Here is a 24342-nt window from a genome sequence, read left to right on the forward strand (position 1 = left end):
CCTCAGCGCACGTCGGTCGCGAGCTGGACGTCCTGCACGAAGCCGTCCGACCGCTCGGCGCCGTACCGACCCAGCACGTCCAGCACCGCGGCCACCGCCTCGCGCTCCACCACCACCTCGACCCGGGCCCGGCCCACGAGATCCTGGTCCTGCCAGTAGCCCCGGGGCAGCGAACGGGCTGTCGGTTCGGCGGTGGAGACCGTCGCGTCGGAGAGCACGATGGAGGTGGCTCCCGCGCCGACCAGGGCGTCGCGAAGCTCCCGGGTCGTCGGCAGCAGCGTCGGGTCGACCGTCGCGGTGACCAGCCGGGCGTTCTGGACCGGCCGGGTGGGCCGTTCGGTGGCGCGTCCCGCTCCCCGCTGGCGGCGTTGCGGCGCCCCGCTGCCGTTGAGACCCGCCACGCCGCCCAGGTGGTAGGCGTCGGCGTCCTGCTGGGCGTGGTCGAGGTTGTCCTGCACGTCGGCGGGGGCACGCAACCCGAGCACGGCCTGCACAGCGGCGGCGATCGCCCAACTGAGCACGAACGAGAACGCCACCACGGTGACCACGCCGACGATCTGGTGCCACAGCAGGGATCCGCCGCCGCCGAAGAAGAGCCCGTCCTTGCCGAGCGGGTTGATGCCGCTGTCGCCGAAGAAGCCGACCAGCAGCGAGCCGAGCATGCCGCCGACGAAGTGGACCGCGAGGACGTCCAGCGCGTCGTCGAGCCGCAGCAGGTACTTCAACCGCAGCGCGAAGTGGCAGACGAATCCGGCGATCGCGCCGATGGCGATGGCGGAGACCGTGTTGACGTACCCGGCGGCGGGGGTGACCGTCGCGAGCCCCGCGACCGCACCGGAGACGCCACCCACGACGGTGCTGTGGCCGTCCTTCACCCGCTCCGCGACCAGCCAGACGAGCATTCCGGCGGCGGCCGCGAGATGAGTGTTGATCAGCGCCTGGGCGGCCAGACCGTTGGCCTGGAGTCCGTCGCCGCCGTTGAAACCGAACCAGCCGAACCAGAGGATGCCCGCGCCGAGGATGGTCAGCGGGATCGAGTTGGGCGGGGAGGCGGTGCGTGGCCAACCGCGCCGGCGCCCGACGACCAGCAACGTGCCCAGCACGGCGGCGCCCGCCGAGGCGTGCACGACCATCCCACCGGCCCAGTCCTGGGTGCCGAACCTGGCCAGCCAACCGTCGGGGTGCCAGAGCCAGTGCGCGACCGGCGCGTAGACCACGATGGACCAGATCGCCAGGAACGCGACCCAGCCGGCGAACTTGAGCCGGCCCGCCGTCGCGCCGGTGACGAGCGCGGGGGTGATCACCGCGAACATCATCTGGTACGCGACGAACGCCAGGGTCGGAATGGTCACCTGACCGGCGATGACGTGCAGGTGGGGCGCGGGCGGCACCCGCAGGTCGGTCAGGCCGAAGAGTTCGAGGTTGCCGAAGAGGCCGGTGCCGGCGTCGTCACCGAAGGCGATGGTGTAGCCCACCAGGACCCAGGTCAGGCTGACCACGCCCAGCGCGATCATGTTCTGCTGGAGCATGGCGAGCACGTTGCGGGTGCGGACCATCCCGCCGTAGAAGGCGGCCAGGCCGGGAGTCATGAACAACACCAGGCCGGCGCAGACGAGCACCCAGGCGGTGTCGCCCGAGTTCACCGCTTCCTGAGCGAGCATGGGAGCTCACCTCTCCTTTCGGTACGTCAGACGGTGCGTCTCACCTCGGTGAGGATGGACTCCTTGACGCGTTCGTGGTTGGGTACCGGCGCGAAGTGCCGCCTGGGCAGCAGCAGCAGCCAGGTGGCGATGTTGAACGGCCCGGTCAGCACCGGAATGCCCAGCGGGGTGAGGACCGTCGCCAGGGCCAGTTGGACGAAGAGCGTCAGCGCGATGCCGAAGAGGGTGTAGAGGGTGACCATCGCTCCGGGACGGTGCAGCACCGCGCCCACGGCGATCGCCGTCAGCACCGCGTTGAAGCCGAACAGGCCCTTGTCCAGGGAGGACGCGTCGGCGCCGAACCAGAGCGCCAGCAGGGTCGCGCCGACGGCGCCGATCACCGCGAACAGCGCCGACCAGCGGGAGTTGACCAGCAACGCGACCAGGATGATCAGACCGGTGACCCAGCTGTCGATCAGGTAGACCTGGGACACACCGCGCAGGAAGGTGGGGATCAGGTCCCAGTCGAAGCGGCCCCCGGTCAGTTGCGCCGCACCGGGGAACATGGGCTTCAGCTTGGTGAGCACGGTGAACCTGTCGAACTGGTAGGCGGCCATCAGCAGGACCCAGGTGGTCAGCACGAACGGCATGGTGAACGCGGTCAGCCCCCAGGTCTTGAAGATCGCGTTCAGGGCCAGGGTGACCACCGTCGTGGCGATCGCGCCGAGCACCAGGTAGAGCCACATGAGCGGTCGGTCGTCGAGGAACGTCGGGACGGCGATGCCGGTCAGGAACGGGCTGAAACCGAACAGTCCCTTGCGTAACGAGGGCTCGTCGACCCGCAGGGCGACGGCCGTGGCGGTGCCGACGACGAGACCGAGGACCGCTCCTCCGAGGATCCGCGGTTGCCCGTTCTCGAAGGCCCCCCAGGCGACCGCCACGAGGACGAGCAGGCCGGTGAGCGGGTTGTTCTGCAGGACGACCTGCGCGGGCCCGCGCAGGCAGGCGTCGACGAACCCGATGAACGGGTTGCGGTCACTCAGCCTGTCCCAGCCCTGGGTCACGCTCGTCACGACATTCTCCTCGGATGCGTCATCGCCAGCTGAACGTCGGCGGGAAGGTGCGGCCGGTCACCTCTTCACGGGCGGCCACGCAGAAGGCGCGGACCGCGGCACGAACCGGCTCGGTCTCCTGCCCGAGGACCTTGAACATGAGGCCGGCGTCGTTCGGCAGCCGACTGACGGCGCTGGCCAGCGGCGTCTGCTCGTCCCAGACCGGCGTCGCGGTCCGTTCGAAGACGCGGGCGGCCCGCTCGGCGCTGGTGAGCAGCACGACGTTGCCGAAGATGTGGAAGCGGTCCAGGACCCCGAGCCGCGCCACCGGGAACCGGCCGGGGGCCGCCACGAACTTCTCCACGAACAACCGCCGGCCGTCCGGACGCTCGGCCCGCAGACAGGAGGAGAAGAGGTCGTACGCGAAGAGTTCGCCGTCGCGGTAGTACTTCCGGCCGGGTTGCAGGATCTCGCCGTAGAGCATGGTGGCGCTCTCCGGGAGCCGCACCTCGGTGTCGGTGACGAACCGGCTGCCCCGGTACGGGATCGTCGGCTCCGGGAGGTATTCGAGATAGGTGTCCTCGGCCAGGGTGAACCGCTGGATCTGCGAGCCGTAGTTCGCGTCCATCTCCTGGATCTTGGTGGCGGCCTGCGTGACCAGGTGCGCCTGGCTGCCCGGCGCCAGGTCGACGTCCAGGTGCAGGCGGTCGCCCTGCAGCACACCGCCGGAGGTGGTGAGGATCATGACGCAGGGCAGCTGCGGCATCTCCTCGTCCCAGTAGAGGGCCCGCTGGACGAGCAGGGGCGACTGCCGGTAGAGGTCGTGCAGGATCGTCCGCTCGCCGCGCCGCTCGAACCCGAGACGCAGGATGCCGACCTTGCCGTTGGACGCCGCGGGCAACTGGGCCGGTTGGTCCTGGTACGGCTCCAGTTCCCGCGCGCTGTCCAGTGTGATCATGCTACCACTTCGGCGTCGAAGAGCGCGTTGCGACGGATCAGCGACACGAGTTCGTCGATGCCCTCGCCGGTCTTGCAGTTGGTGAACACGACGGGCTTGCCGTTGCGCATCAGGTCCGCGTCGCGCGCCATGACGTCGAGGTCCGCCTCCACGTAGGGGGCGAGGTCGGTCTTGTTGATCACGAGGATGTCGGACTTGGAGATCCCCGGACCGTTCTTGCGCGGGATCTTGTCGCCGGCCGCCACGTCGATGACATAGATGAAGAAGTCGACAAGCGCGGGACTGAACGTCAGGGTGAGGTTGTCCCCGCCGCTCTCGATGAGCACCACGTCGCTGTCCGGGAAGCGGGACTCCATGTCCTCGACCGCGGCCAGGTTCATGCTCGGGTCCTCCCGCACTGCGGTGTGCGGGCAGGCACCGGTCTCCACCCCGAGGATCCGCTCCTCGACCAGGACCCCGGTCAGGGCGCGGCGTACGTGCTTCGCGTCCTCGGTGGTGACGACGTCGTTGGTGATCACCAGTACGCGCAGTCCGTTGTCCACGAAACGGGGCACGACAGCCTCGATGATCGCGGTCTTGCCGCTGCCCACCGGGCCGCCGACGCCGATACGACTTGCCGACTTCATGATGTGACCTGTCCTTCTCGAAGGCGTTTCTGGTGCGGGAGGATGCGGATGTTCGGCTCTCAGCTCATGAACATCCGCACGTGGACGTGCTGGTGCGCGGCGGCCAGGACGTCGAGGTGCGGCCCGAAGGTCTGCATGTCGTCGAGGTCGGCGGTGCGCACGTCGCGGTAGTCGTCGGTGACCTTCTCGTTGACCGCGAACAGGATCGACTGCGCGTCGAGATGGTCGACCCGCATCAACCGGATGGCGGCGCTGAGCACCGTCGAGGCCGCGCCGTACTGGTGGGCGGCGAACGCGTCCTCCTCGGGCACGCCGAGGTCGGCGAAGACCACCCCGAGCGCGACCGGGTAGGTGACCGGCACGCCGCCGGCCGACTCGCTGAGGCGCTTCTTGAGCAGGGTCTCCCCGACGATCCGGGTCGCGGCTTCGGCCAGCTTGCGTCCCATGCGTACGGACATGGTCCGCATCTCTTCGTTGATTTTGCGGAGGTAAACGGCCTCGTCGGCCCGCCGGATCCGGTCGAGGTCCCCCGCGCCGGCGGCCCGGTGACCGGCGAGCAGCGCGACCCCGTCCCCGGTGGCGGCGAGCCGGGTGACCGTCCGGACGTAGTCCTGCAGGGTCGTCCGGTCGTGGACGACACCGTGCTCGACGGCCATCTCCAGGCCGCTGGAGAAGGAGAAGGCGCCGACCGGGAAGACCGAGTCGCCGAACTGGAGCAGCTTCAGGGTTTCGGCCATGGTGCGCACCGTGCGGCCCCGCTCAGTTGAGGTCGGCGGGGAGGTGGGAGTGCGGCGTCGAGTCGGCGCCGCCGAACAGCCGCCGCGACTCGTGCGGCGCGAGGTACGCGATGACCTCGGTGCCGGGCACGAACTCGTGGGTGATCCCGGTGAAGGCGTGGGTGCGCATCACCGAGTCCATCACCTTGCGGTCCACCGTCAGCGGGACGTACATCTTGGTGCCCTTGACCACGGCCGGCCAGTGCTGGTTGCCGATGGCGTGACCCAGCTCGACGGCCGAGCGGATGAGCAGCTCAGCCGACTCGCCGCGCAGCTGGTCGAGGTGGACCACCATCACCTCGCCCAGCTGCACCCGGGCCACCACCGCCGTCGCGGTGAGGTCGTCCCAGGCCAGGACGTCGCCGTCGCGCAACCGGACCCCACGCGCGAGCGCGACCGACAACTCGGCCCCGGAGCTGGTCATCTTGCGGATGCGGCTCTTCTGGGCGTCCCACTGGTCGAGGACCAGGTCGTCGATGCGCGCTTCCTTCAGGCGGAGCGTCCAGTCCGGCTCGTTCATGTTGCCCAGCACCGTCTCGACGAGCACGGGCCTCTCCTTTCGGTAGGTGTGCCGGGACCAGCCACCCACGAGGCGGTCCCGGCGGGGGGTCAGCTAAAGAAGTAGAGCTGGCTCAGCGGCAGGTTCCGGGCCGGCGGCACCGTCGCGTGCACGCCGTCCATCTTCACGGCGAAGGTCTCCGGATCGACCTCGAGCTTGGGAAGCCGGTCGTTGCGGACCATGTCCCGCTTCGTGAGCCCTCGGGTGCGGTACACGGGCATGACCTGCCGTTGCAGGCCGAGCTGCTCGGCGATGCCGGCCTCGTGCGCGGCCCGGGACACGAAGGTCACGCAGGTCTTGGCCAGCTGGCTGCCGAACGCGGCGAACGACGGCCGGTAGTAGACCGGCTGCGGTGTCGGCAGTGACGCGTTCGGGTCACCCATGATCGACCAGGCGATCATGCCGCCCTTGAGCACGAGCTTCGGCTTGGCCCCGAAGAACGCCGGCTCCCAGAGCACGAGGTCGGCCATCTTGCCCGGCGTGACCGATCCCAGCACGTGCGAGATCCCCTGGGTGATGGCTGGGTTGATGGTCATCTTGGCGACGTACCGCAGCACCCGGAAGTTGTCGTTGGCGCTGGAGTCCTCGGCGAGCTTGCCGCGGGCGGTCTTCATCTGCCCGGCGAGCTGGATGGTGCGCAGCCAGGTCTCGCCGACGCGCCCCATGGCCTGCGAGTCGCTCTGCATCATCGAGATGACGCCCTCGTCGAGCAGGACGTCCTCGGCCGCGATCGTCTCGGTGCGGATCCGGCTCTCCACGAAGGCCACGTCCGAGGGGACCTGTGGGTTGAAGTTGTGACAGACCATGATCATGTCGTACAGCTCGGACTGGCTGTTGATGCCGTACGGCACCGTAGGCGTGGTCGAGCTGGGCAGCACGTTCATCTGGCCGGCGACCTTGATGACGTCCGGCGCGTGGCCTCCACCGGCGCCCTCGGTGTGGAAGGTGTGGATCGTCCGGCCCTCGAACGCGGCGATGCTGTCCTCGAGGTATCCGCTCTCGTTGAGAGTGTCGGTGTGGATGCTGACCTGCACGTCGAACTCGTCGGCGACGTCCAGGCAGGCCCGGATCACCGCCGGCGGGGCGCCCCAGTCCTCATGGATCTTGAAGCTCGGCGCACCGGCCATGATCTGTTCCACCAGCGGCGCGCGGCCGGTGCTGTTGCCCTTCGCCATCAGGCCGATGTTGATCGGGATGCTCTCGAAGGCCCGCATCATCGCCTGGATGTTCCAGGGGCCGGGGGTGATGGTGACGCCGTTGGTGCTGTCGGTCGGGCCGGTGCCACCACCCCACAGGGTGGTCACGCCGTTGCTCAGGGCGGCCTGCGCCTGCAGCGGCGTCACCAGGTGCACGTGCGTGTCGATGCCCCCGGCGGTCAGGATGAGGTGCTCGCCGGAGATGGCCTCGGTGCCCGGACCGGTCACCAGCTCGGGGGTGACCCCGTCCATGATGTTCGGGTTACCGGCCTTGCCGATGCCGGCGATCTTGCCGTCCTTGACCCCGACGTCGGCCTTCACCACGCCGAGCGTCGCGTCGAGGATGGTCACGTTGGTGATGACCAGATCCAGGCCACCCTGCGCGTTGGTGTACTGGTTGTTGACCCCCATGCCGTCGCGCAGCGTCTTGCCCCCGCCGTACATCACCTCGTCGCCGAGGACCCGCAGGTCCTTCTCGATCTCGATGTAGAGGTCGGTGTCGCCGAGCCTGATCTGGTCACCCGTCGTGGGGCCATACATGCCGGAATACTCTTGCCGCGAAATCTGGCTCATCGAATCATCTCTCCTGCCCGAGGCTGGCAGCCCTGCGGGATAGCGGATCTACTGTTTCTTGCCCTTGGGGCTGTCCTGCTGCTCCGGGGCGAACTTGAAGCCCCGGGTCTTGGCGTTGTGGATCGCCTCGGTACGGTCCGGCCGGTAGCTGGGGGTCGACTCGCTGCCGCTCCACCCCTGCACCAGGCCGTTGAATCCGTAGACGCGCTGCTGCCCGCCGAAGGGGATGAGCTCGACAGTCTTCTTGTCGCCCGGCTCGAAGCGGATGGAGGTCGTCGCCGGGATGTTCAGTCGCCTGCCGAAGGCGGCCTCACGGTCGAAGGCGAGCATCCGGTTGGCCTCGAAGAAGTGGAAATGGGAGCCGATCTGGATCGGCCGGTCACCGGTGTTGTGGACGACGACCTCGGTGACGGGCCGCCCCGCGTTCAGCTCCAGCGGTTGATCGCTCAGCACGTAGCCCCCGATGGGTCGCACGTGCTTCGAGTTGGGGCCGGGATGTTGCGTGGCCATTTCCTGCTCCACCTTCCTGGAGATCGCCTCTGGGCTGGCTGCGCCTAGCGGATCGGTGAGTGCACGGTGACCAGGCGCGAGCCGTCGGTGAAGACCGCCTCGACCTGGATCATGGGCAGCATGTCCGGCACGCCCGGCATCACGTCGTCGGCGCTGAGGGTGCTGCGGGCGTCGTTCATGACCTCTTCGACGGTCTTGCCCTCCCGGGCCCCCTCCAGGGCCGCGGCGCAGATCACCGCCACGGCCTCGGGGTGGTTCAGCTTGATCCCCCTGGCCTTGCGGGCGTTGGCGACGATGGCCATCGAGAGGATCGTCAGCTTGTCGAATTCCCTTGGTGTCAGATGCACGTTCTGGTCCTTCGCGACGGTCGGTCGGGAGCCGCCAGCCCGCCGAGCGGATTCGCCCCGGGGTGAGCACCAACGCTCCACCCGAATGAACTTATTTGTCCACTAAATCCGTTTTGGACGGCTTTACGGGAACCGTACGCCCGATCCCCTGCGTCGCGGGTCAGAAGCCGAGAATCACGCCGTACCGGCCGACCGGTCGTCGCGACGGTGCGGCCGCCGGGCACGCGCGTCGGTCTGCCACATCCGCTGAATCTGTTCGAGGGTCTTGCCCTTGGTCTCCGGCAGGTACCGCCAGACGAACACGAAGCCGAGCACACAGGTGCCGGCGAAGAGCGCGAACACGCCCGACCTGCCCAGGGCGTCGAGCATGCTCAGGAAGAACTGCGTGATCAGGTACTCGGTGCCCCAGTGGGTGGCGGAGGCGATCGCGACGCACCGGCCCCGGATGCGACCCGGGAAGATCTCGTTGATGACCGTCCAGGCGGTGGGCCCGATGGACATCGCGTAGAACGCCACGAACATGACCACGCCGATCAGCAGGAAGATGCCCGCGTCGGTGGGATGGTGCCCGGTCGCTCCGGCGCTCTGCGCCCCCGGGGCCATCCGGGCGAAGCTGAAGCTGACCACCACGAGCGAGACCGCCATGCCCAGGAGCCCGACCAGCAGCAGCGGCCGGCGACCGAGCCGGTCCAGGAAGGCGACCGCGACAAGCGTGAAGAGGGAGTCGACACCGCCGATCGCCCAGGTGGTCGCGGCCAGTTGCGCCTGCGGGGTGTGGAACCCGGCGGACGAGAAGATCTCATCGGCGTAGTAGATGATCCCGTTGATCCCGGTCAGTTGCTGGAACAGCGCCATGCCGACACCGAGCACCAGCGGACGCCGCCACTGTGGCGACAGCACCTCCCGCCACCCCGCCTTGCCGGCCGAGAGGCTCTCCTCGATGGCGTGCAGCCGCTGGGGCACCTTCGGCTGCGGCACTGTCGCCCGCAGGGACGCCTCCGCCCGGCGCCGGTCCCCCCGTCCGAAGTACCAGACCGCCGAGTCGGGGATGACCGTGGTGACCAGAGCGAGGGCCACGCCCAGCAGGGAGGCCGCCGCCAGCAGGTAACGCCAGGAGGTGCCGGCCTCGAACAGCTCGTCCGCCAGGTAGCCGATGAAGATGGCGAACGTGGTGGAGAACTGGTAGATCGCCAGGAGACTGCCGCGGATCCGTTCCGGCGCGGCCTCCGCCGCGTACATCGGGCCGGCGACCGAGGCCACGCCGATGCCCAGCCCCAGGATCAACCGCGCACCGAACATGACCCCGATGACCGGCGCCACCGCCTGCACGACGGTGCCCACCGCGAACGTGGCGGCGGCGACCCAGAGCGCCCCCCGCCGACCGATCCGGTCCGCCAGGTGACCGCCGAGCAACGCACCCACCAGCGCCCCGGGCGTCACCCAGCTCGCCGCCACCTCGACGGCGAAGGTGTCCGCGTGGAAGGTCTGGCGGATGTCGCGCAGCGCGCCGCTGATGATGCCCTGGTCGTAGCCGAAGAACGCGCCGGACAGCACCACTATCGACACGACAGCGACGAGGTTGCGCCTCGGCGGCAGCCCCCGGCCGCGCTTCGGGCCAGCACTGGCAGTCACTGTCGCCCCCTCCGACGCGAGCCACCGACAGATCCCACCCGGCGAGACAGCCCGATATCATCAGGATAGGTGCGCTAAATGGCTTGCGTGCACAACGGGGGAAACGACCGGTTTCGCCGGCCCGTGGACAGGGACCGGCCCCCACCCCATTCGCGCGGGGTGGGGGCCGGGCGCGGTCAACTCAGGTGGCGCTGATCGCGCCGGTCAGCAGGAGAGCGAGAACCAGGGTGCCCAGCGCCACCCGGTACAGCACGAAGACGTACAGGGTGTGGTGGGCGACGTAGCGCAGCAGCCAGGCGATGGCCGCGTAGCCGATACCGAACGCGATGACGGTGGCCACGATCGTCTGGGCCACGGTGGGCACGGACGTGCCCGGGGCGGACGGTTCGAAGACGTCCCCGAGGCTGAACACGCCGGACATCACGACCGCCGGGATGGCCAGCAGGAACGAGTAACGCGCCGCCGCCTCCCGCGTCAGGTTGAGCAGCAGGCCCGCGGTGAGCGTCCCGCCGGAGCGGGACACGCCCGGGACCAGCGCCATCGCCTGGGCGAAGCCCATCACGATGCCGTCCTTCATCCGGAAGTTCTCCAGGGTGCGGGTCTGCCGCCCCCAGTACTCCGCGAACGCCAACACGAACGCGAACACGATCAGCGTGGTCGCCACGACCCACAGGTTGCGTCCGGCGGTCTTGATCTGGTCCTTGAACACGAAACCGAACAGCCCGATCGGGATCGAGCCGACGATCACGTACCAGCCCATCCGGTAGTCGAGGCTGGAGCGCACCGACTTGTCGCGCAGCCCCACCAGCCAGGTACGGGTGATCCGCCAGATGTCCTTCGCGAAGTAGATCAGCACGGCCGCCTCGGTGCCGAGCTGGGTGACGGCGGTGAACGACGCGCCGGCGTCGCGGTCGAAGAAGATCGCCGAGGTGATCCGCAGATGCCCCGACGAGCTGACCGGCAGGAACTCGGTCAGCCCCTGGACGACGCCCAGGACGATGGCCTCGATCCAGGTCACTCGCCGACTCCGGAAAGGTCGAGCGCCTCGGCGACCGTACGCAGGGTCTGCACGCCGGTGTCCCGGTCGGCCACGAACAGGGTCACCGACAGCGTGGTGACGCCGGAGGCGGCGTACTCCCGCATCCGCTCGGCGATGCGCTCCTTCGGGCCGAGCAGCGAGGTGCGGTCGATGAACTCCATCGGCACCGCGGCGGCCGCGTCGCGCTGCCGCTTGGCCAGGTACAGGTCCTGCACCTCGCGCGCGGCGTCGCCGTAACCCATCCGGGTGGCGAGCTGGTTGTAAAAGTTCTGCGTCCGGCTGCCCATCCCGCCGACGTAGAGCGCGGCGTACCAGCGCACCAGCTCGGCGCAGGAGGCCACGTCATCGCCGACGACGACCGGCACGGAGGGCACCACGTCGAAACCGGCCAGCTCCTTGCCGACCTTGGCCCGCCCGGCGGCCACGGCGGCGAGGTGCTCGTCGGCGAACTCCGGGGCGTAGAACACGGCGAGCCAGCCGTCGGCGATCTCGCCGGCCAACTCCAGGTTCTTCGGCCCGACAGCGGCCAGGTAGATCGGGATGTGTTCGCGGGGTGGGTGGAAGCTCAGCCGCAGCGCCTTACCGGGACCGTCGGGCAGCGGCAGGGTGTAGTGCTCGCCGTCGTACGCCACCTCCTTGCGGGCCACGGCCAGCTTGACGATGTCGACGAACTCCCGGGTCCGGCCCAGCGGCTTGGCGAACCGCACCCCGTGCCAGCCCTCGGAGACCTGCGGGCCGGACACGCCGAGGCCCAGCCGGAACCGGCCGCCGGAGAGCGCGTCGATGGTGGCGGCCGTCATCGCGGTGGCGGCCGGCGTACGGGCGGGGATCTGCATCACCGCCGCGCCCACGTCGATCCGCTGCGTCTGGCCGGCCATCCAGGCGAGCATGCTGGGCGAGTCGGAGCCGTAGGCTTCCGCCGCCCACACCACCGAGTAGCCGAGGCGATCCGCCTCCTGGGCCAGCGCCAGGTGGTCGGCGGGTGTGCTCCACGCTGTCTGATATCCAAGACTGAGCCCGAGTCGCACTGGTCCTCCCCCATCCGTGGCACAGGTCGCACCAGGTTACGCAATGCCGAAAACGGACCCTGTCACCGGCTCACCGCCATTGGTCCCCGCCCGTCGCGGTGCCCGACGGAGGCGGAACCGGCAGAACCGGCAGAGATGACGGGAGCGAGGATATCCGTGGCGGCGGGTTCGAAATAAGGTTCACCCATGCAACAGCGACCGCTCGGCCGAAGCGGGCTGGCGGTTTCGCGGCTCGCGCTCGGCACCATGACCTGGGGCCGGGACACCGACGCCGACGATGCGGCCGCCCAGCTGAAGAGTTACCTGGACGCCGGCGGCAACCTGATCGACACCGCCGACGTGTACGGCGACGGCGACGCCGAGTCGGTGATCGGGTCGCTGCTGGGCACCCTCGTTCCGCGCGACGAGTTGTTGATCGCCACCAAGGCGGGGCTGCGGCCCGGCAGCGGTCGGCGTCGTGACGGCTCCCGGAGCCACCTGCTGCGCACCCTGGAGGCGTCGCTGCGCCGGCTCGGCACGGACCACGTCGACCTGTTCCAGGTGCACGGGTACGACCCGGACACCCCGCTGGAGGAGACCCTCGCGGCGCTGGACCACGCGGTGGCCAGCGGGAAGGTCCGCTACGTGGGGGTGTCGAACTTCTCCGGCTGGCAGACCGCGCGGGCCGCCGCCTGGCAGACGGCCTGGCCGGGCCGGGCGCCGGTGGTCGCCGCCCAGGTCGAGTACTCGCTGCTGGAGCGGGGCGTGGAGCGGGAGGTGCTGCCGGCGTGCGACGCGCTGGGCCTCGGCGTGCTGCCCTGGTCGCCGCTGGGTCGGGGCGTGCTCACCGGCAAGTACCGGCACGGCCGGCCGGCCGACTCGCGGGCCGCCTCGCCGCACTTCGAGCGGTTCGTCTCCACGTACCTGGAGCCGCGCTGCTCGAGCATCGTGGAGGCGGTGGCGACAGCGGCCGGCGGCCTGGGGGTGTCGCCGCTGGAGGTGGCGCTGGCGTGGATCCGGGACCGACCGGGGGTGACCGCGCCGATCCTCGGCGCCCGGACGGTGGGGCAGTTGCTCGGCGCGTTGCAGGTCGAGCGGATCACGCTGCCCGAGGAGATCACCACGGCGCTGGACGACGTCTCGTCGGTGCCCATCGGCTACCCCGAGCGCGACGGCTGACGCACGGGCGCGCGCACCGGGGCCGGGAGCTGACCGGCGACGCCCGCGGACCGCGACGAAGACCACGCGCGGGCGCCCGGGGCGGCACGAACCACGCACGGCAGCGGCGTTGGTCACCCCGGAGGGGGTGGCGGACGGCCGCTGGGCTGGGCAGCATGGACGGCATGGACTACGAGTACGCGCCGCTGCGGCTGCCGCCGAACGTCGACCGGTTGACCGCCGCGGCGCAGTTGGCGATCCAGGCCGAGTTCTCCGGATGGGAGTTGGCTCGGGTGCGGCTGTTCCGTGACGGCACGCGGCAGGTCATGCTGCGCCGTCGGCGGGTCAACCAACCGCAGCCGGGCCTGTCGTACTGACGCCGGGCCGGGACGGGCGGCGACACGCCCGGGGCCCGAACCGCGAACGGTTCGGGCCCCGGGCCTCACCTGGCCTCGTGCCTGGTCCCCGTTCGCGCGAGGCGCAGGCGCACCGGCGACGGGCCTAGTGCTGGTGCCCGGCGTGGTCGTGGTCGTCGTCGAGCTCCAGGAACGGGTGCTCGTCGAGTCGGCCGACGAGCCGGTCGTCACTCGCCGGCTGGAACGGGCCGACGGCGTCGTCATCGTCGAACGACTCCAGGTCCACGGGTGTGCCCACCTCGCTGACCATGACCACCCCGTCCAGGGGTTCCAACTCGGGGACGTCCAGCGCGCCGAGCGAGCCGTCGCCGCTCTGCAGCAGCTCCAGCACCGCCTCGCCGACGCCCTCCACCGGCGCCGGCTCGTCGTCCTCCGGGGTGCCCTCGCGTCGGGCCGCCTCGGCCGCCCGCAGCAGCGCGGCGATGCTCGGCACCCGGTAGTCGCGACGTTGACGAACCGAGATCACCCGCGGATGGGGGTCGCTGGCCTCGGCGCCCTCACCGCCGAAGCGCTCGTCGGCCTCGTCCGGGTCGATCGAGTCGACGTCCCACGGGGTCACCTCGCCGAAGGCGTCGAGGAGTTGCTCGTCGTAGGCGAAGGACGCGTTGTTCAACGCCACGTACGCCTGCCAGACGTCGTCGTCGTCGACGCGGCCCTGCGCGGCGCGTACGGCGGCCAGGTGGTGGCGGGCCGCTTCGATCACCCGCTCGAGAGCGGCGTCCAGCTCACCGTGCTGGTCGGTCATGTGGGGCAGTCCCTTCACGATGGGGAGATAACGCGCCGGGTGCAGCTACCGGACACGGTTAGCAGGAGCGGAGGAACCGGTCGAGAACCCGCACGCCGAACTGTAGTCCGTCGACCGGAACGCGCTCGTCGATGCCGTGGAACAGCGCCGAGAAGTTCAGGTCGGCGGGCAGGCGCAGCGGCGCGAACCCGAAGCAGCGGATGCCGAGCTGGGAGAACGCCTTCGCGTCGGTGCCGCCGGAGAGCATGTACGGAACCGGCCGCGCGCCCGGGTCCTCGGCGCGCAGGGCCGCCGACATGGCCTCGACCAGGTCGCCGTCGAAGGTGGTCTCCAGCGCCGGCTGCCGCTGGACGTACTCGATGGCGATGTCCGGGCCGACCAGCTCGCGCAGCTGCCGCTCCAGCAGCTCGGACTGGCCGGGCAGGCTGCGGCAGTCGATGGTGGCGGTGGCGCGGCCGGGGATGACGTTGTCCTTGTAACCGGCGCTGAGGCGGGTGGGGTTGGCGGTGTTGCGGATGGTCGCCCCGATGATGTTGGCGATCGGGCCGAGCTTGGCGATCGCCGTCTCCGGGTCGTTCGGGTCCAGCTCGATGCCGAGCAGATCCGAGACCTCCTCCAGGAACGCCCGTACGGTGTCGGTGACCACCACCGGGAAGCGGTGCCGGCCGATGCGGGCCACGGCCTCGGCGAGAGCGGTGACCGCGTTGTCGTCGTGCACCATCGACCCGTGCCCGGGGCGGCCCTTGGCGTGCAGCCGCAGCCAGTCGATGCCCTTCTCGGCGGTCTCGATGAGATACAGCCGCTGGCTGTCGTTGACCGAGTAGGAGAAGCCGCCGACCTCGCCGATCGCCTCGGTGCAGCCGTCGAAGAGGCCGCGGTGGTTCTCCACCAGGAAGCGCGCGCCGTAGTCGCTGCCCGCCTCCTCGTCGGCGGTGTACGCGAGAACGATGTCGCGCGGGGGCCGTACGCCGGTGCGCTGCCAGTGCCGCACCACGGCGAGCACCATCGCGTCGAAGTCCTTCATGTCGATGGCGCCGCGGCCCCACAGGTAGCCGTCGCGCTCCTCGCCGGAGAACGGGTGCACGGACCACTCGTCGGCGTCGGCGGGCACCACGTCCAGATGGCCGTGCACCAGCAGCGCGCCCCGACTCGGGTCGGCGCCGGGGATGCGGGCCACCACGTTGGCCCGGCCGGGCGCGGACTCGTGCAGGACCGATTCGACGCCCACCTCGGCGAGTTTCTCCGCCACGTACTCGGCGGCGCGGCGCTCGCCGACGCTCGTGGCGTTGTCACCCGTGTTGGTGGTGTCGATGCGCAGCAGGTCGCGGCAGAGGTCCACGACCTCCGCGCTGGGGTCCGGTCGGGCGGAGGCGGCGTCGCTCGTCATCGCCCCTTCATACCAGTCCGCGGTGACCGGCGGGCCGGCGCACCGGCGTGCCGGGGCCGGGCATTCACCTCGGCGGATCCGCGTCCCGGTTTCGCGGCGTCCGCGTTCGGGTACCGCCGCCCACGACCGCACATCCCCTGCCGGAGCTTCCGCCCGCCAGTCGAGGAGGGCACCATGTCCGCCGTCCCCCTGCCCCCGTTGCCGCCCGCGCCCGTGTCCGTGTCCGAGGAGGGTTACCGGCCCGGTGGCCGCAGCATCGCCGACATCGTGGACCGCGAACACCGGCAGCTGCTGGCTCTCGTGGACCAGTTGACCGGCCCGGACGCCACGCCGCAGGAGGGGCTGGCGGTGCTCACCGCCGCGCTGTCACGACACGTCTCCGCCGAGGAGCAGTACCTACTGCCGGCGGTACGGGCGGCGCTGCCGGCCCGCGCCGACCGGGTGGACGCGGAGATCGACGCCGACGCCGCGCTGCTGGCGGCCCTGAAGGGGCTGTCCGACGAGACCCTGACCGAGGTCGCCGAGCGGGTCCGCCGCCACGTCGACGGGGTGGGCGCGCTCGTGGTCGAGTTGCGCGCGGTGGCCACCTCCGAGGAGCTGATCCGCCTGGGCAACCGGTTGGAGATCGCCGAGGAGGCCGCGCCGACCCGGCCGCACCCGGGCACGCCGGCCACGCCGCCCTGGAACCGGATCGTCGAGCCGGCGGTGGGCGTGGTGGACAAGGTCCGCGACGCGGTCACGCGGCGGCCGACGTACCTGGCGGACCTGCCGGAGCCGCCGCGCGACTGACAGCGCGGGCCGCGCCACTAAATGCATTCAACGTCACCGATCCGCTTGGCCTCTTCCGCAGGCTGCGGCGTGGTCCTACCGTCACCGTATGAACCTGGAGCTGCGACACCTGCGGGTGGTCTGCGCGATCGCGGAGACAGGGAGTGTGACCAAGGCGGCGTCGGCGCTCGGGCTCGCCCAGCCGGCGCTGACCGCCCAGCTTCAGCGGATCGAGCGGACGCTGGGGGGGCCGCTGTTCGACAGGGATCGGCGCGGCGCCCGGCCCACCGCGCTCGGTGAGCTGGTGCTCGCCCGCGCCCGGGTGCTGCTGCCGGCGATGAAGGGCCTGCAGGACGAGGCGGCACGGCTCGCCGGCGCGGGCGCGGCGCCCCGCTGCTACCGCCTCGGCGGGGTGAACAGCCCGATCCTGGGCCGGTTGGTGCACCGGCTGGCCGCCGAGCAGCCACCGGCCCAGATCACCACGTACGCCTCCTGGTCGGTGGACGAGCTGGCGCAGTTGGTGGCCGGTGGGCGGTTGGACTTCGCCCTCACCGGTGTGTGCGGCGACGCCACCCCGTCGGCCGCGTTCGGACTGAGCTGGCGGGAGGTGGCCATCGACCCGGTGCTGGTGCTGCTGCCGGAGACCCACCCGCTCGCGGCGCGGGCCGAGGTGCGCCTGGCGGACCTGGGCCACGAGCAGTGGGTGGCCGCGCCGGGCGACGGTTGCTTCGGCGACTGCTTCGCCGCCGCGTGCGCCCGCGCCGGCTTCACCCCGCGCAAGGTGTACGAGACCGACATCCGTGGCTGCGTCGATCTGGTGGAGGCGGGCGTGGCGGTGGCCCTCTGCCAGGCGACGTTCCGCCCCGTCGGCGGCCTGGTCACCCGCCGGCTGGCCGGTGTTCCGCTGCGCTGGCGGCTGCTGCTGGGGTGGCATCCGGACTCGCCGGCCGCCGGGGACGCGGAGCTGCTGCTGGCCACGGCCAAGGCGGCGTACACCGACTCGCTGGCGCCGCACCCCACCTACCTGGACTGGCTGGTGCGCAATCCGGCTTTCGGCGTCCGGCAGCCCAGCGAGGTGTGAGGGCGCACGAGCGTTCTACCGGTGCGCGGCGACCGGTTCCTCGTCCCCACCCGAGGGCGTGGCGGACCGGGGCGTGAAGAAGCGGACGAGGTCGTCCGCCGCCGTCGGGGACAGCATCATCGCCTGCACTCGCGCGCACATCTCGGCGATCGGCTGGATCCTGGTGAACATCGCCTCCTCGTACACCCGGATCGCCGCGTCCGGGTCGGCGGGGTTGGCGGCGAGTTCGCGCGCGAGTTCGGTGGCGTCCAGCATGGCCTGGTTGGCGCCCTCGCCGACGGGCGGCATGAGGTGCGCGGCGTCGCCGAGAAGGGTGACTCCCGGTTGGTGTGCCCAGCGCGCGCCGACCGGCATCGCCGTGACCCGGCGCGGCGTCGGCGCGCTGTCGGCGGCGTCGATCAGGGCGGTGAGACGGGTGTCCCAGCCGTCGAACAGGCCCAGCAGGGCACGCTTGTCCCGGTAGGCGTCGAGGTCCCGGTCGTCGGCGGGCAGGGAGATCCCGACGCGGATGCTGCCGTCGCCGAGGCGTTGCGCCGCGAGGATCTGGCGCACGCCGACGCACCAGAGGTTTCCCGGGCCGACCAGCTCGGCGAGATCGGGGTGGCGTCGGTCGGCGTCGTCGATGGTCAGCTCCACGTGGCTGGACACGTGGGACAGGCCCGCGTCGGTCAGCAGCGCCCGGACGACGGAGCGTGCGCCGTCCGCGCCGACGAGGATGTCGCAATCGGCCCGGTGGCCGCCGTCGAAGGTCAACCCGAAGCCCCCGCCCGGTCGGGCCGTGGCCGCGACGAGGCGGCGCCGCCACACCACCGCGTCGGGCGGCAGCGAGTCGAGCAGAAGATCACGCAGGACGGTGCGGTCGATCTCGGGGCGGCCGGCGAACGAGCCGGGTCGGGGCGTGTGGTGCACGAGGGTGCGCCCGGCCGGGTCGAGGATGCGGTGCTCCTCGCCCTCGGGCCGGGCCTCGGACCGGAACCGGTCGTCGAGACCCGCCTCGGCGAGGGCCAGTTGCCCGGACTCCGGGTGCAGGTCGAGCATTCCGCCCTGGGAGCGCGCGGTGCGACCGGCCTCGCGTTCGTAGACCACCGCGTCGATGCCGTGCCGGTGCAGGATCCGTGCCAGCGTCAGGCCACCCAGGCCACCACCGGCGATCGCCAGTCGCTTCGTCATGCCTTTACCGTACACTGTATTGCGTGGATACATCGTACGGTAGTGAGGTCGTGCCCGTCTGGGAACGTCCCGAGCCCCAACCCCGGGCGACGCCGGTGCCGTTGAGCCGCGCGAAGATCGCCGCCACGGCGATCCGTCTCGCCGACGCGCACGGCCTCGACGGACTGTCGGTGCGCAAGATCGCCAAAGAGCTCGGTGTCGGTCCGATGCGGCTCTACGACTACGTCGCCACCAAATCGGAGCTGCTCGACCTGATGGTCGACACGGTCTACGCCCGGATCGCCGAGACCGGCGAGCACTCCGGGTGGCGGGCCACCGTGCTTGCCGTCTTTCGGCGGACCCGCGCCGCCGCCCTCGACCACGAGTGGTTCGCCGACCTGCTCGGCGGACGGCCACACCTGGGCCCGCACGCGCTCGCCGTGGGCGAAACGACAGCCGCGGCCCTCAGCCAGGCCCCCGGCATACACGGCATCGACGACCTTCAGCGCGCCCTGGGCGCCCTCAACGCCTTCGTCGGCGGCGCCCTGCGCCGAGAGGTCACCGAGCGACGCACCGCCCGCTCCACCGGCACCGAGTTCAGCGCCTGGCAGACCAGCCTCGGCCCCTACCTGACCCGCATGCTCGACACCGGCCGCTACCCCACCGTCACCCGGCTCGTCATCGAGGGCGCCCACCTCAGCGCCGAGGAGACCTTCAACCACAACCTGACCACCATCCTGGACGGCATCACCGGCCACCCCCACCCGACCGGCGGTACGGGCGGGTAGTCCCGGCGACGCGACCCGGACGCCGCCTACTGGCAGGTCGGTGGCGGTGCGAACGGCCGCTGTCGGGGTATCTGGCGGACATGACCGATCTCTACCCGCCCGCCGACGACCGGGAACTGCTCCGCCAGGCCGCCGCCGCGCACACCGCCGCCACCCGCCAGGTGGAGGCGTTCCTGCGCCGGCTGCCGGAGGTGCCCGACCCGGCCGACGTCACCGAGTACGCCAACCTGCTCACCCGGGAGGACCAGACCCGGGGCGAGCGCGACGCCGCCGCCGACGCGGCGGGACTGACCATCGGCAGCCTGGAGTCCGACCAGGGCCAGTAGTGGCACAAAACGGTGCCGCCCCGAGCCGGGGCGGCACCGTCGCGTGGGACGTCGCTCAGCGTTCGACGAGCGGATCGTGACCGAGGTCGAGCAGCGAGTGCCGCCACTCGTCGTCGGCGTTGCCCCGTCGGGGCTTGGCGTCCATCAGCTCGCGGATCCGCTCGACCGCCTCCCGCATCACCTCGATGTCCTCCGGGGTCAGATCGACCTTGCGCTTGTTGAGCACCTTGAGGATCTCCCGTCCCGGCTGGGGCAGGTCGAGGTCCGGGTTCGGGCTGAACGACTCCTCGCCGGAGCCCCGGGTCAGCAGCCAGGTGCGCAGCTGCTCCGACGGGACGTTCACCTCGGCGTGGAAGTCCTCCCAGAGCACTTCCACCTCGGGGTCGAGCCGCGTGTCGCGTACCATCAGGTCTCCTCTCGACGATGGTGACCCGACGTCTCCGGGTCGTCCTGGTCGGTCTTCGGATGCAGGCCCTCGGCGGGCACCCGCGTGCGGCGCGGGTTCGCGGTCGGGGGCGCCAGGATCGGGTCGGGATGCTCGTCGTCGTCCTCGTCCCGGTGCTTCGCGGACCCGGCTTGCTCGTGCGGGTCCTCGTGGTCGTCCCGTCGCGCCGGCCCGGTCATCGGGGGTGCGTTGTCGTGGCGGCGGTGTACCCCCGCTCACCTGCGGTCACGTCAAAGGTAAGCTGCCCGTCGCGGGCGTCCACGGTGACCTTCTGCCCGGGCGAGATCGCCGACTCCAGCAGCATCCGCGACAGGTGGTTGTCCACCTCCCGCTGGATGACCCGGCGCAGCGGGCGGGCCCCGAACTCCGGCTGGTAGCCGTGCTCGGCCAGCCAGTCGATGCCGGCGTTGGTGAACTCCACCTGGATGTCCTGGGCGTGCATCCGGCGGCGGGTCTCCTCCAGCAGCAGCGCGGTGATGTCGCGCAACTGCTCGGCCTCCAGCCGGCGGAAGATGATGACCTCGTCGATACGGTTGAGGAACTCCGGCCGGAAGTTCTCCTGGAGGCGGCGCATCAGGCGTTCGCGCAGCTCGTCGTTCTCCTGCTCGCTGCCGGGTGCGCCGGTGCCGAACCCGACGGCCCGCTGCGCCCCGGTGATCAGCTCGGAGCCGAGGTTGCTCGTCATGATCAGGACGGTGTTCTTGAAGTTCACCGTGCGGCCCTGACTGTCGGTGAGCCGCCCGTCGTCGAGCACCTGGAGCAGGATGTTGAACACGTCCGGGTGGGCCTTCTCGATCTCGTCGAGCAGCACCACCGCGTACGGGCGGCGGCGCACCGCCTCGGTGAGCTGACCGGCCTCCTCGTAACCGACGTACCCGGGCGGGGCGCCGACCAGCCGGCTGACCGTGTGCCGTTCCTGGAACTCGCTCATGTCCACCCGGACCATCCGGTCCGCCTCGCCGAACAACGCCTCGGCCAGCGCACGGGCCAGCTCGGTCTTGCCGACGCCGGTGGGGCCGAGGAACAGGAAGCTGCCCATCGGGCGCTCCGGGTCGGCCAGCCCGGCCCGAGATCGGCGCACCGCCTCGGCCACCGCGGTGACCGCGTCGTCCTGGCCGACCACCTTCTCGTGCAGATGGCCCTCCAGGCGCAGCAGCCGGTCGCGTTCCTCCTCGGTGAGCTGGCTGACCGGGATGCCGGTGGCCCGCGAGACCACCTCGGCGATCTCCTGCGGGCCCACCTCGGGCACCTGCGAGGACGAGCCCTCGGCGCCGGTCGCGCGGCGCATCTCCTCCTCCAGCTCGGAGATCCGGTCCCGCAGCGCCGACGCCCGTTCGTACTGCTCGTCGGTGACTGCCTGCTCCTTGTCCCGGCGTACGTCGTCGAGCTCCTGCTCCAGCTCCCGCACGTCGGAGGCCGGGGTGCGGGTGCGCAGCCGGACCCGGGCGCCGGCCTGGTCGATCAGGTCGATGGCCTTGTCCGGCAGGAACCGGTCGGTGACGTACCGGTCGGACAGCTCGGCGGCGGCGACCAGCGCCTCGTCGGTGAAGCGCACCTGGTGGTGGGCCTCGTACCTGTCGCGCAGGCCGCGCAGGATGGCGATGGTGTCGTCGACGCTGGGCTCGGGCACCAGCACCGGCTGGAACCGCCGGGCCAGCGCGGCGTCCTTCTCGATGCTCTTGCGGTACTCGTCGAGCGTGGTCGCGCCGATCACCCGCAGTTCACCCCGCGCGAGGGCGGGCTTGAGCATGTTGGACGCGTCCATTCCGCCCTCGCTGCCGGCCCCGCCGGCGCCGACCAGGGTGTGGATCTCGTCGAGGAAGATGATCAGCTCGTCCCGGTGCGCCCGGATCTCGTCGATCACCTTCTTGAGGCGTTCCTCGAAGTCGCCCCGGTAGCGGGTGCCGGCGACCAGGCCGGCGAGGTCGAGTTGCACCACGCGCTTACCGAGCAGGGTCTGCGGCACGTCGCCGTCGCAGATCCGCTCGGCCAGACCCTCGACGATCGCGGTCTTGCCGACACCGGCCTCGCCGATCAGCACCGGGTTGTTCTTGGTCCGCCGGGACAGGATCTCCACCGCCTGCTCGATCTCGTCGGCCCGCCCGATCACCGGGTCGATCTGGTCGGCGCGGGCCAGGTCGGTGAGGTCCTGCCCGTACTGGTCCAGGGTGGGGGTGCCGCGGTCCGGCTTCGGCCCGGTCATCGGGCCGCGTTCGGCATTGGCGGCCTGCAACGACTCGGGCTGGATCCGGCCGGCCGCCAGCATCCGTCCTGCCGGCGACTCGGGATTGAGCGGCAGGGCCATCAGGATGTGCTCGGGGCCGATGTAGTTGGCGCCCATCGCCCGGGACAGCTGGTGGGCGTCGAGCAGCGCCCGTTTGGCGGCCGGGGTCAGCGACAGGTTGGGCGGTACCTCCCCGCGCGGTGCGCCGTCGCCCTTGCCGCCCAACGCGTTGAGCAGGGTGTCCGGGTCGGCGCCGGCGCGGCGTACCAGGTCGCGCAGGGGTTCGCGTTGCAGGGCGGCCCAGAGCAGGTGGTCGGTGTCCAGGTCGTTGCTCTGCCGTTGCGCGGCGCGGCGGGCCGCGTCGGCCAGCATCTCCCGCGCGTCGGCCGTCATCAGTCGGGTGATGTCGACCCGGTGCGGCGGTCGGCGTCCTCCCTCACCCCGGCCGAAGTACCGGGCCAGGAATTCGTCCCACGGGTCGGAGCCGAGGTCACCGGGTCCCATCATGTCTGTCCTCCGCAGTCGGGCGCGGCACGGTCGCCAGGGGCTACCCGGCGCTCGGCCCGACAAACGCCGCACGTGGCGGCGCACACCGCGTTGTGGAGTGGCACCCGGCCGGCGCCGGCCACGGGTGGCAGGCTGACGCCATGACTGAGAACCCGCTGCTGATCGTGGACGGCGCCAACGTGGTGGGCTCCCGCCCGAACGGGTGGTGGCGGGACCGGGCCGGGGCCGCCGCCCGGCTGCGGGACTCCCTGGCCCCGGTGGCCGCCACGGGCCTGCCCGCCCGTCTGACCGCCCCGGTCGAGGTGGTGCTCGTGGTCGAGGGCGCCGCCCGGGACGTGCCCGGCACCGACGACGTCCGCGTCGTCTCCGCCCCCGGCTCCGGCGACGACACGGTTGTCGAACTGGTCCAGGCGGCGCCGCAGCGCCGTCGGCTGGTGGTGACCGCCGACCGGGAGCTGCGCGAGCGGGTGACCGCCCTCGGCGCGGAGGTGTACGGGCCGCGCTGGCTCCGCGATAATTGAGAAGTTCTCATACTGGGACTCCCACAGAACGGACTCCCGGCACTTCAGGGGGGTTAACGGTCAGTCGGGCAGGAACACCGCCAGGGCGGATGTTCTCCCACCGACGCCAGTAAGCTCTAATGGAGATCTCCCCGCCCCCAGGAGGTTCCGCCGTGGCGAGCGTCGCCGAGCTGAAGGCTGCCATCGATGTCGCCCTCCAACAGATCGGCGACGGGCAGACAGCCGTCCAGGCGGCCGGTGAGAAGCTCGCCGAGGCGCAGCAGACCCTTGCCGGCGCGCTGGAGGGCAGTGGGCACGAGACGGTCGAGGCGGCCCAGGCGTCGCTGACCCAGGCCAGCCAGGAGCTGGAGGAGTGCCTCGCCGCGACACTTGTCGCGGTCGAGCAGGCGCAGCTCTACGTCTCCACCCTGTAGGCCACCGTGTCCATCATCGAGGACATCGGCGGCCAGGTCCGCGCGGCCAGCGAGGAGTTCCCGGTGGGCCTGCTCGGGCAGGCGCTGGAGAAGTTCGGCCTGGCCGCGGAACGGCTGCGCTGGGTCCGACAGGAGTCGGCCAACCCGATGGGGGTGCCCGAGCTGTCCGCCGCGACTGAGCACGCCGAGAGCGCCAACTATGCGCTGCGGGTGGCGCAGGAGCAGCTGTCGGCGTATCTGGCCGCGATCGGGCTGGCCGCCGACGGCGCCCCGGCGCCCCGCCCGCAGCAGCGCGACCCGCGCCACGACGCGCCCCCGCCGCACGGGCCGACCACTGTGGCGCCGGAGCAGGCCGAACAGGTGCGGATGCGTCGCTGGTGGTCGGTACGGGTGGCCGAGTTGACCGGCGGGCGCGACGGCGGCCCCGACGAGCCCGACGAACGGCTGCGCGACTCGCAGGAGCTGCTGCGCCGGGTCGTCGGCGGGGTGCGCGCCGGCG

Annotated in this window: 25 protein-coding genes and 2 pseudogenes; 9 read left to right on the forward strand and 18 right to left on the reverse strand. The window is 71.2% G+C overall.

Annotated elements, in window-relative coordinates; all coding sequences use genetic code 11:
- Positions 1 to 2 precede the first annotated feature (2 nt).
- The 12 genes and pseudogenes from B0E54_RS04705 to B0E54_RS04760 all read right to left on the reverse strand — a co-directional run bounded on the left by B0E54_RS04705 (position 3) and on the right by B0E54_RS04760 (position 11936).
- Positions 3 to 1661, reverse strand: a complete 1659-nt coding sequence (locus tag B0E54_RS04705; protein ID WP_234582004.1) for an ammonium transporter — start codon at positions 1659 to 1661, stop codon at positions 3 to 5.
- A gap of 26 nt (positions 1662 to 1687) precedes the next feature.
- Positions 1688 to 2713: an urea transporter gene (gene yut / locus B0E54_RS04710; protein WP_234582005.1), complete on the reverse strand. Its 1026-nt coding sequence runs from the start codon at positions 2711 to 2713 to the stop codon at positions 1688 to 1690.
- A 19-nt stretch (positions 2714 to 2732) separates the two neighbouring features.
- Positions 2733 to 3650 carry an urease accessory protein UreD gene (locus tag B0E54_RS04715; RefSeq protein ID WP_234582006.1) on the reverse strand — a complete coding sequence of 306 codons (918 nt, stop codon included), beginning with the start codon at positions 3648 to 3650 and terminating at the stop codon, positions 2733 to 2735.
- Positions 3647 to 4276: an urease accessory protein UreG gene (gene ureG, locus B0E54_RS04720; RefSeq protein WP_234582007.1), complete on the reverse strand. Its 630-nt coding sequence runs from the start codon at positions 4274 to 4276 to the stop codon at positions 3647 to 3649. Before ureG ends, B0E54_RS04715 begins: the two co-directional genes overlap by 4 nt.
- A gap of 59 nt (positions 4277 to 4335) precedes the next feature.
- Positions 4336 to 5013 (reverse strand): urease accessory protein UreF, encoded by a 678-nt coding sequence (locus B0E54_RS04725; RefSeq protein ID WP_234582008.1) that lies wholly within the window; start codon positions 5011 to 5013, stop codon positions 4336 to 4338.
- A gap of 22 nt (positions 5014 to 5035) precedes the next feature.
- Positions 5036 to 5599: an urease accessory protein UreE gene (gene ureE, locus B0E54_RS04730; protein WP_234582009.1), complete on the reverse strand. Its 564-nt coding sequence runs from the start codon at positions 5597 to 5599 to the stop codon at positions 5036 to 5038.
- A 62-nt stretch (positions 5600 to 5661) separates the two neighbouring features.
- The gene (locus B0E54_RS04735) at positions 5662 to 7380 is read right to left on the reverse strand and encodes an urease subunit alpha (protein WP_234582010.1); all 1719 of its coding nucleotides are present in this window, start codon (positions 7378 to 7380) and stop codon (positions 5662 to 5664) included.
- 174 nt (positions 7381 to 7554) lie between these two features.
- A pseudogene (locus tag B0E54_RS04740) lies at positions 7555 to 7890 on the reverse strand (urease subunit beta); the annotation flags it as partial.
- Between the two features lie 44 nt (positions 7891 to 7934).
- Complete coding sequence (locus tag B0E54_RS04745; RefSeq protein ID WP_179778963.1) at positions 7935 to 8237, reverse strand: urease subunit gamma; 303 nt, start codon at positions 8235 to 8237, stop codon at positions 7935 to 7937.
- 174 nt (positions 8238 to 8411) lie between these two features.
- On the reverse strand, positions 8412 to 9869 hold the full coding sequence (locus B0E54_RS04750) for a sugar porter family MFS transporter (RefSeq protein ID WP_234582012.1): 1458 nt from the start codon (positions 9867 to 9869) through the stop codon (positions 8412 to 8414).
- 181 nt (positions 9870 to 10050) lie between these two features.
- The gene (locus B0E54_RS04755) at positions 10051 to 10887 is read right to left on the reverse strand and encodes an undecaprenyl-diphosphate phosphatase (RefSeq protein WP_234582013.1); all 837 of its coding nucleotides are present in this window, start codon (positions 10885 to 10887) and stop codon (positions 10051 to 10053) included.
- Positions 10884 to 11936: an LLM class F420-dependent oxidoreductase gene (locus tag B0E54_RS04760; protein ID WP_234582014.1), complete on the reverse strand. Its 1053-nt coding sequence runs from the start codon at positions 11934 to 11936 to the stop codon at positions 10884 to 10886. The genes B0E54_RS04755 and B0E54_RS04760 overlap by 4 nt, the downstream gene beginning before the upstream one ends.
- 186 nt (positions 11937 to 12122) lie before the next feature.
- On the opposite strand from B0E54_RS04760, the gene B0E54_RS04765 reads away from it, so the two are divergent.
- Both B0E54_RS04765 and B0E54_RS04770 read left to right on the forward strand, forming a co-directional pair.
- Entirely contained in the window at positions 12123 to 13094 is a 972-nt protein-coding gene (locus tag B0E54_RS04765; RefSeq protein WP_234582015.1) for an aldo/keto reductase, read from the forward strand.
- A gap of 164 nt (positions 13095 to 13258) precedes the next feature.
- Entirely contained in the window at positions 13259 to 13450 is a 192-nt protein-coding gene (locus tag B0E54_RS04770) for a DUF5703 family protein (protein WP_039906151.1), read from the forward strand.
- A 124-nt stretch (positions 13451 to 13574) separates the two neighbouring features.
- On the opposite strand, the gene B0E54_RS04775 is transcribed toward B0E54_RS04770, so the two are convergent.
- Together B0E54_RS04775 and B0E54_RS04780 are read right to left on the reverse strand one after the other, a co-directional pair.
- Positions 13575 to 14234, reverse strand: coding sequence for a hypothetical protein (locus tag B0E54_RS04775; protein WP_234582016.1), 660 nt, complete (start codon positions 14232 to 14234; stop codon positions 13575 to 13577).
- Positions 14235 to 14292: 58 nt separating this feature from the next.
- Positions 14293 to 15621 (reverse strand): M20/M25/M40 family metallo-hydrolase, encoded by a 1329-nt coding sequence (locus B0E54_RS04780; protein WP_234582017.1) that lies wholly within the window; start codon positions 15619 to 15621, stop codon positions 14293 to 14295.
- 174 nt (positions 15622 to 15795) lie between these two features.
- On the opposite strand from B0E54_RS04780, the gene B0E54_RS04785 reads away from it, so the two are divergent.
- Together B0E54_RS04785 and B0E54_RS04790 are read left to right on the forward strand one after the other, a co-directional pair.
- A complete protein-coding gene (locus tag B0E54_RS04785) occupies positions 15796 to 16410 on the forward strand; it encodes a hemerythrin domain-containing protein (protein WP_234582018.1) in 615 nt (204 codons plus the stop codon).
- Between the two features lie 88 nt (positions 16411 to 16498).
- On the forward strand, positions 16499 to 17470 hold the full coding sequence (locus tag B0E54_RS04790; protein WP_234582019.1) for a LysR family transcriptional regulator: 972 nt from the start codon (positions 16499 to 16501) through the stop codon (positions 17468 to 17470).
- A 15-nt stretch (positions 17471 to 17485) separates the two neighbouring features.
- Here the strand turns inward: B0E54_RS04790 and B0E54_RS04795 are convergent, their stop codons facing one another.
- On the reverse strand, positions 17486 to 18640 hold the full coding sequence (locus B0E54_RS04795; protein ID WP_234582020.1) for an NAD(P)/FAD-dependent oxidoreductase: 1155 nt from the start codon (positions 18638 to 18640) through the stop codon (positions 17486 to 17488).
- 23 nt (positions 18641 to 18663) lie between these two features.
- On the opposite strand from B0E54_RS04795, the gene B0E54_RS04800 reads away from it, so the two are divergent.
- The gene (locus tag B0E54_RS04800; protein ID WP_234582021.1) at positions 18664 to 19407 is read left to right on the forward strand and encodes a TetR/AcrR family transcriptional regulator; all 744 of its coding nucleotides are present in this window, start codon (positions 18664 to 18666) and stop codon (positions 19405 to 19407) included.
- 80 nt (positions 19408 to 19487) lie between these two features.
- On the forward strand, positions 19488 to 19733 hold the full coding sequence (locus B0E54_RS04805) for a hypothetical protein (protein ID WP_234582022.1): 246 nt from the start codon (positions 19488 to 19490) through the stop codon (positions 19731 to 19733).
- A gap of 55 nt (positions 19734 to 19788) precedes the next feature.
- Here B0E54_RS04805 and B0E54_RS04810 read toward each other — a convergent pair whose 3' ends face one another.
- Genes B0E54_RS04810 through B0E54_RS04820 form a run of 3 tightly spaced genes read right to left on the reverse strand, consistent with a single transcriptional unit; the run spans position 19789 to position 22909 of the window.
- Positions 19789 to 20139, reverse strand: coding sequence for a DUF3140 domain-containing protein (locus B0E54_RS04810; protein WP_234582023.1), 351 nt, complete (start codon positions 20137 to 20139; stop codon positions 19789 to 19791).
- A complete protein-coding gene (locus B0E54_RS04815; RefSeq protein WP_234582024.1) occupies positions 20139 to 20357 on the reverse strand; it encodes a hypothetical protein in 219 nt (72 codons plus the stop codon). The genes B0E54_RS04810 and B0E54_RS04815 overlap by 1 nt, the downstream gene beginning before the upstream one ends.
- Entirely contained in the window at positions 20354 to 22909 is a 2556-nt protein-coding gene (locus B0E54_RS04820) for an ATP-dependent Clp protease ATP-binding subunit (RefSeq protein ID WP_234582025.1), read from the reverse strand. The genes B0E54_RS04815 and B0E54_RS04820 overlap by 4 nt, the downstream gene beginning before the upstream one ends.
- Before the next feature lie 140 nt (positions 22910 to 23049).
- On the opposite strand from B0E54_RS04820, the gene B0E54_RS04825 reads away from it, so the two are divergent.
- From B0E54_RS04825 to B0E54_RS04835, 3 genes and pseudogenes are all read left to right on the forward strand, one after another.
- Positions 23050 to 23430, forward strand: a complete 381-nt coding sequence (locus B0E54_RS04825) for a hypothetical protein (protein ID WP_234582026.1) — start codon at positions 23050 to 23052, stop codon at positions 23428 to 23430.
- Positions 23431 to 23582: 152 nt separating this feature from the next.
- Positions 23583 to 23843 (forward strand): hypothetical protein, encoded by a 261-nt coding sequence (locus tag B0E54_RS04830; RefSeq protein ID WP_007076395.1) that lies wholly within the window; start codon positions 23583 to 23585, stop codon positions 23841 to 23843.
- A gap of 6 nt (positions 23844 to 23849) precedes the next feature.
- Positions 23850 to 24342: pseudogene (locus B0E54_RS04835) on the forward strand (hypothetical protein); the annotation flags it as partial.

It is taken from the genome of Micromonospora sp. MH99 (assembly GCF_021442385.1).
Lineage (GTDB): Bacteria > Actinomycetota > Actinomycetes > Mycobacteriales > Micromonosporaceae > Micromonospora.

Coding starts and splice junctions, on each gene's coding strand:
- B0E54_RS04705 (WP_234582004.1), bottom strand. CDS start 1,661: ATGCTCGCTCAGGAAGCGGTGAACTCGGGCGACACCGCCTGGGTGCTC.
- B0E54_RS04715 (WP_234582006.1), bottom strand. CDS start 3,650: ATGATCACACTGGACAGCGCGCGGGAACTGGAGCCGTACCAGGACCAA.
- ureG (WP_234582007.1), bottom strand. CDS start 4,276: ATGAAGTCGGCAAGTCGTATCGGCGTCGGCGGCCCGGTGGGCAGCGGC.
- B0E54_RS04725 (WP_234582008.1), bottom strand. CDS start 5,013: ATGGCCGAAACCCTGAAGCTGCTCCAGTTCGGCGACTCGGTCTTCCCG.
- B0E54_RS04735 (WP_234582010.1), bottom strand. CDS start 7,380: ATGAGCCAGATTTCGCGGCAAGAGTATTCCGGCATGTATGGCCCCACG.
- B0E54_RS04765 (WP_234582015.1), top strand. CDS start 12,123: ATGCAACAGCGACCGCTCGGCCGAAGCGGGCTGGCGGTTTCGCGGCTC.
- B0E54_RS04770 (WP_039906151.1), top strand. CDS start 13,259: ATGGACTACGAGTACGCGCCGCTGCGGCTGCCGCCGAACGTCGACCGG.
- B0E54_RS04775 (WP_234582016.1), bottom strand. CDS start 14,234: ATGACCGACCAGCACGGTGAGCTGGACGCCGCTCTCGAGCGGGTGATC.
- B0E54_RS04780 (WP_234582017.1), bottom strand. CDS start 15,621: ATGACGAGCGACGCCGCCTCCGCCCGACCGGACCCCAGCGCGGAGGTC.
- B0E54_RS04785 (WP_234582018.1), top strand. CDS start 15,796: ATGTCCGCCGTCCCCCTGCCCCCGTTGCCGCCCGCGCCCGTGTCCGTG.
- B0E54_RS04790 (WP_234582019.1), top strand. CDS start 16,499: ATGAACCTGGAGCTGCGACACCTGCGGGTGGTCTGCGCGATCGCGGAG.
- B0E54_RS04795 (WP_234582020.1), bottom strand. CDS start 18,640: ATGACGAAGCGACTGGCGATCGCCGGTGGTGGCCTGGGTGGCCTGACG.
- B0E54_RS04805 (WP_234582022.1), top strand. CDS start 19,488: ATGACCGATCTCTACCCGCCCGCCGACGACCGGGAACTGCTCCGCCAG.
- B0E54_RS04810 (WP_234582023.1), bottom strand. CDS start 20,139: ATGGTACGCGACACGCGGCTCGACCCCGAGGTGGAAGTGCTCTGGGAG.
- B0E54_RS04815 (WP_234582024.1), bottom strand. CDS start 20,357: ATGACCGGGCCGGCGCGACGGGACGACCACGAGGACCCGCACGAGCAA.
- B0E54_RS04820 (WP_234582025.1), bottom strand. CDS start 22,909: ATGATGGGACCCGGTGACCTCGGCTCCGACCCGTGGGACGAATTCCTG.
- B0E54_RS04825 (WP_234582026.1), top strand. CDS start 23,050: ATGACTGAGAACCCGCTGCTGATCGTGGACGGCGCCAACGTGGTGGGC.